This window comes from Peribacillus sp. NPDC058002 (assembly GCF_042886655.1).
Lineage (GTDB): Bacteria > Bacillota > Bacilli > Bacillales > DSM-1321 > Peribacillus > Peribacillus aracenensis.
The window spans coordinates 1-5,836 of the sequence record NZ_JBHVQU010000220.1; the positions used below are offsets into that span (position 1 = coordinate 1).

Sequence of the window (5,836 nt, forward strand, 5' to 3'; positions counted from 1 at the left end):
CTTTCAATTCTCCAGCTCCATCACTGGCACTTTTGAGTCCGTCAGCCATTTCGTTCAGATTATCGAACATTGACTCCGCATAGGTTTTCGTAACGGCTGACGAAACCTCCCCTTTAATTCTCTCCGAAGCTGCGTCACCTATTTTTGTGGATATATAGTTGAACCCTTCATTGGACGTATAAATTAAATCAAGTTTTTCCGGATTGTCCTCCTGTAAGGTCGTTGCATTTTTGGAGAAGTTCTTCGGGATTTCTATTTTCATGTAATAATCTTGTTTTTTCAGGCCTTCATTTGCTTCTTTTTGACTGACAAAATGCCAATCGAAATCCTTCTTTTCCTTTAACTCCTTGACTAAATCTTTTCCTATTGTAAGTTCCGATTCATTGAACTCCGCACCCTCATCCATATTGACAATGGCAACAGGCAATTGGTCCACCTTCCCATATGGATCCCAAAATGCCCACAGGAAAGTGCCGCTGTATAATAAGGGAATCAGTATGATCCCTATTATGGAAATGAGTATCATAGGATGTTTTATTATGGCTAAAAATTCACCCTTTAAAGATTTTAACACGCCTACCAAGCCCTCCTCTACGACGAATTTGCCGTTTATTTAATCTATCTCGGTGAAAAACGGATTGAAAAATACATATTTAACTCATTTGCTTCTGCAATATATATTTAAAATTCACTATCTTAATCTTTAATATATATTTACTTTTCACGCAAACAATAACTAATGACTATATTGTTCATTCGGTCATTATCACGAAAATAATATAACATTTTTCCATTCTTTTATCAATATTTTTTCACTGCCTTACATCCTATATCTACTATTTATAACTTTATATCCTGTTTTAAATTGCCTCTTAACTGATTAAGACCTTAGCATCGGCTGATAAAATCCCCTCTATTTTTCATGGCAAAAAAGGGCATCCATTTTGGATACCCTTTTAATAAGGTATATAAACATAATTAAATGAAGCGCTTACAAATCATTTTGAAATAATGCCTTTTAATTTTTCCGCCTGTCCGTTCAGTTTCTTTAAGGATTGCTGATATTCTTTTTCTAATTGTTTTATGATGCCTGCGGCTGTATCTATTTTTTTAATCGCCCCCACACCATGACCCGCTGACCAAATATCACGCCACGCTTTAGATTCAGATGTTTTGGACATGCTGTCAAAATCGACTTTTTCTTTTTTGGCTAATTGTTCTGGGTCCAATCCTTCCTTTCTGATGCTCGGTTTCAGCATATTACAATTAACTCCTGAAAATGCATCAGTCAAGATGATGTCATCATGATCAGAATCGACAAGCATTTCACGATAATCATCATTGGCCCTGCTCTCTTTCGCCACGATAAAACGAGTACCCATATATGCAAGATCCGCTCCTGCAGCCTGAGCTGCCAAGATACTGTGGCCAGTACTGATGGATCCGGCAAGCAAAATGATTCCGTCCCAGAATGTTCTTACGCTGTCCACGAAAGCAAAGCTATTTATTTCACCAGCATGACCACCGGCTCCCGCAGCAACCAAGATCAATCCGTCCACACCTGACTCCGCAGCTTTTTTTGCAAAATCCACGGAGCTGACATCCGAAAAGACCAACCCGCCATAGCTATGTACGACATCAACCACATGTTTTGGTGAACCTAATGATGTAATGACGATGGGAGGCTGATGCTTTTTGACCAATTCCAACTCTTCTTCAAGACGGCTATATGTACGGTGGACAACCATATTCATTGCCCATGGAGCAATCTTTGAGCCAGGTTCTTTATCCTTTGCTGCAATCAATGTATCGTTTATATCACTCATCCATTGATCCAACACCTCAATCGGCCGCGCATTCGGTGCTGGAAAAGAGCCGATCACCCCATTCAAGCAGCATTCTTTCACTAACTCAGGACCGGATATTAAAAACATAGGTGCTGAGATAACTGGTAAAGATAATTGATTCCACCACTGTTCAGGCAAACTTCTTGTCATTTATGAAACCTCCCATTTTAGTATATTACCAAAATATAACACTACAAGATTATCATACTTCTAAAATACACAATTTTCAAGAAATTAATTCAGCTGCTGAATTAACTTGTCATGGAACGCCATCTCAATAAAAAAACTGTATATGGAATACATTCCATATACAGTTTCGATTCAATTTGAAAGCGCCCATTTACGAATGGCCTTGGCCACACCATCTTCATCGTTTGTTGCTGTAACCCAATCTGCCTTTTCTTTCACAATTTCTTGGGCGTTTCCCATAGCCACACCCACTTTTGCATCAGAAATCATTGCAAGGTCGTTAAGGCTGTCACCTACAGCCATAACATTATCCATCGTAATATCGAGCAATGAACATACGAGCTTGATCGCTTTCGCTTTATTAACGCCCATGGCATTCACTTCAATATTCGTTGGGCTGGAATTGCTTATTTCAAAGTTTCCTTTTGATACCAGTTCATCCATGATGATTTGGCGGATATCATCATCAGTTGTATCAAAACCGAATTTAAGCCATTGAGAATCATGGATTTTTTCAGGCATTTCAGCCCTGTATATATTATCGCAACTAATCGCCCAAAAATGTGTACCGTGTTTTTGGCTTAATTCCCACATCCATTGTATGGACTCACTATCGACGATATTCCTTTCCACCAGTTTTCCTTGATTATCGTATATTTCGCTTCCGTTTACGGTAATGAGGTATGATTGGAGTTCCATCGACTTTGCAAAATCACTGCATGTCGCGTAGGATCTCCCTGTGCTCAACACAACAAAAATCCCTTGATTTTCTGCTTCTTTTATCGCTCTCCGATTTTCTTTTGATATCTCCCCATCCTTATTGAGAAGCGTTCCATCCATATCAAGTGCAACCAGTTTAATATCTTGTTCCTTCATTCTTATTCACCCTCCCAATTCCTTCTTTATGTAACTAAGTCCATGATAGCTTATAATGCATTCGTCAGGAAAGTACGTGAATATTTGAACAGGCATTCCATTCGTTTCATGATTTTTATTATCATCCAAATATCTTTATCCGGCCACTTTATATTCTGCCATTCTAAACATCCTCTACTCCCTTTCTTTTTTCATTTCATTCAATTCTTTTTTTAGCTGACCTTCCCATTTTGGGATACCATCATTTTCATCAAATTCTATAATGACATCCGTAACTCCTCTTTCCTTGAATATCTCATTAAACAAACGATCCTTAATGTCATCCGCTTGGGCGATTGAAATATGGGGATCAAGTTCAACTTCAAGTTCAACATGAAAGTCTTCCCCTTCTTTTATTACGGCAAGTTTCTGTATATCCCTTACGTCTGGGTCATCCATGACCATAGTTCCAATTTTTTGTCGCATTTCAATATCGGCTTCCCCAAGAGCACCTGCAGCATTATCAAGAAATACCCTACCAACCACATAGAACATCCCGAGACCGATCATGACGGAAGCAACGCCTTCAGCTTGGATGAAGGGCGTGAAGTTTGCTAATAAAATGGCAATTATCGCTAGTACCCCACCACCGGTTGCTACCATATCTTCCATGAATACTAATTTTGTCGCGGGTTTTGCTCTTTTTAAACCAGCGAAGCTCTTAAATATGACGGCTGCTCCTTTAGCTTCGATTCCAGTCTCATGCACCACTTCTTTCATCGCTTTAAATAATACATATGATTCCAACACAACCGCTAACGAAAGGACAGACAAGTTAATAAGGATACCCGTTGATTCTACAGGGTGCAAAATGTGATGGAACCCTTCTTTAATCGTTTCATAAGACATGATCCCGACAACCAACACCGCCCCTAATAATACGAGGTTAACCAAGCGTCCAAAACCATCAGGGAATCGATCAGTTGGTGACTTTTTACTTAGTGCAGATCCAATAAATACGAAAAACTGATTCGCAGCATCGCCCAAAGTATGTAAAGTTTCAGCAAACATGGCTACATTGCCTGTCATGAAATAAGCGATCCCCTTTAGCACAGCGATGATACTATTCACACAGGCAGCAATGAAAGCCGATTTATTACCTTGTTTTAATAACCGAAATAACTCTTTCACATAAAAACCCCCCTTATATTATTATAAATCCATTATCATAATGTATTATCCCCAACACTGGAAAATATGAAACCACATAAGCCAAACCCTTATCTATACGATTGGTAATGGCCATGAGTTGTAACTCCCAAAAACCAATATATTCCAGTAATGGACCCATCTATTCTAAATAAGTTCACATGAATGCATTCATTTCTATTGAAAACTGATTAAAGCAACAAAAAAGGGAGTAAGCGGCGGCTTACTCCCTTTCGCAAGAACTTCTGCGTTAAGCTTACATCTCTTGTTTCACTAACTTAGATGGATTATTGACTTTATATAGTATTTCTTTATTGTATTTTTTGTCGACCACTTTTCCATCAAATTCGATTGCGTCCCCTTCTTCTAGCTCAGCTTTTTTTAATGTCTTGCTATATCCACACCAAGCATCGCCGATAGTCAATGCAGGCTCCGTTGTCACTTTGACATTCTCCAAGAGTATGACTTCATCTTCTTCACCAGTGAAATGGTTCATTTTCGCCGTAAACTCCTTGACTGTTGCGGTGAAATGCACTTTTTCCCCAGGTAAGTCCAATTTAGGTTTTGCAGTCGTCTTTTTAGTTTTGGTTTTTGCTTTTTTGGGTTCTGCACTTAGCTGATCGAAGTTTTCCGTAATTGGTGCTTCCATCACCTGCACAGTTTCACTTGAATCTGCGGATGTTTCTAAAACCGGCCCACTCAACAATTCTTTTCCGAAACTGTTGCTTTGCATTTCCTTTAAATAGGAAGGGTGAATGCAACTAAGCTTACCATTTGCAAATTCAACAACTACGGTGTCAAGGCCATTTCCATATTGTTCATAACCTGCCAATTTGACTTTAGCTTGAAAACTGCCACTTTTATATAATAGTTCTCTTTTTACCGAACGGGCAGTGAATAATTTCCATTCCATTCCTTTTGCGATATAGTCCGTATCATCTAAAAAAGGGATATATTCTCCTTTTGGTGCAATATAATGAATCAAATCTTCAGCTGAAGTTTCAGCCACAGTCACCACTCCTAATCTTTTCTATAGATTATATTCTAGCAAAGGATTTCAAAGTTGCAAATGAATGAGTATCCTGATGGGTTAATAGCAGTCACAAATTCGAACACACTTAATTATCACCCGTTAAATGAATGCAATCAATTTGGGAACCAGAAAAAAAGCTGCCCACTAAGAGCAGCCTCTTTATTTGAAAAGTCAATCATTTCTTTCTATAATCGAACAAAAAGGGCTACATAACTTACCCTTCCTTAACTTGAATTTTTTTTAGTTTTCCTTCTTGTTCAGGAGAAATTACGTTTTTCTTATGATAAAAAAGAAAGTATGACCCAATAACTAGAATCGTAAGAAGGGTTGTAAGAAAGAATTGCAATCTCATGGAAGCAATAAATGCCTGAGCAACGAATATAATAAATAATAAGGCAATCGTCGCGTAGGTTAAATAAGGGAATAGCCACATTTTCACTTTGAGTGTCCCTGGATTTTCTTTTTCCGACTTTTTCCGCAAATACAGATGGGAAAAGGCAATAAAGATATACATGATCATCGTGACTCCTCCCGAGCTGTTAGCGAGAAAAGCAAACAATTTATCAGGGGAAACAAATTTAAAGGTCGTGCACACATAAGCAAAGAAAACACTTGCCATTAACGCCCAAATCGGGATTCCCCTCTTATTCACCCGAGAAAGGATTTTCGGTGCATCGCCTTTCTTTGATAAAGAATATAACAT

6 protein-coding genes are annotated in these 5,836 nt (G+C 38.5%); all 6 read right to left on the reverse strand.

The window, feature by feature from the left end; translation table 11 throughout:
* Nucleotides 1–574 (reverse strand): YhgE/Pip domain-containing protein (locus ACFVSH_RS22030; protein WP_387707826.1); only part of this gene is annotated, 574 nt, incomplete at its 3' end.
* A 424-nt stretch (nucleotides 575–998) separates the two neighbouring features.
* Nucleotides 999–1,997, reverse strand: coding sequence for an NAD(P)H-dependent flavin oxidoreductase (locus tag ACFVSH_RS22035; RefSeq protein ID WP_387599030.1), 999 nt, complete (start codon nucleotides 1,995–1,997; stop codon nucleotides 999–1,001).
* Nucleotides 1,998–2,168: 171 nt separating this feature from the next.
* Entirely contained in the window at nucleotides 2,169–2,912 is a 744-nt protein-coding gene (locus ACFVSH_RS22040; RefSeq protein ID WP_311202584.1) for a Cof-type HAD-IIB family hydrolase, read from the reverse strand.
* A 174-nt stretch (nucleotides 2,913–3,086) separates the two neighbouring features.
* Complete coding sequence (locus tag ACFVSH_RS22045; RefSeq protein WP_260287543.1) at nucleotides 3,087–4,082, reverse strand: cation diffusion facilitator family transporter; 996 nt, start codon at nucleotides 4,080–4,082, stop codon at nucleotides 3,087–3,089.
* 274 nt (nucleotides 4,083–4,356) lie between these two features.
* Entirely contained in the window at nucleotides 4,357–5,109 is a 753-nt protein-coding gene (locus ACFVSH_RS22050) for a hypothetical protein (RefSeq protein ID WP_387599034.1), read from the reverse strand.
* A 238-nt stretch (nucleotides 5,110–5,347) separates the two neighbouring features.
* Nucleotides 5,348–5,836 (reverse strand): amino acid permease (locus ACFVSH_RS22055; protein ID WP_387707827.1); only part of this gene is annotated, 489 nt, incomplete at its 5' end.

Excerpts from the sequence above, each read along its gene's own strand:
- ACFVSH_RS22040 (WP_311202584.1), bottom strand. The coding sequence starts at position 2,912 with ATGAAGGAACAAGATATTAAACTGGTTGCACTTGATATGGATGGAACG.
- ACFVSH_RS22035 (WP_387599030.1), bottom strand. The coding sequence starts at position 1,997 with ATGACAAGAAGTTTGCCTGAACAGTGGTGGAATCAATTATCTTTACCA.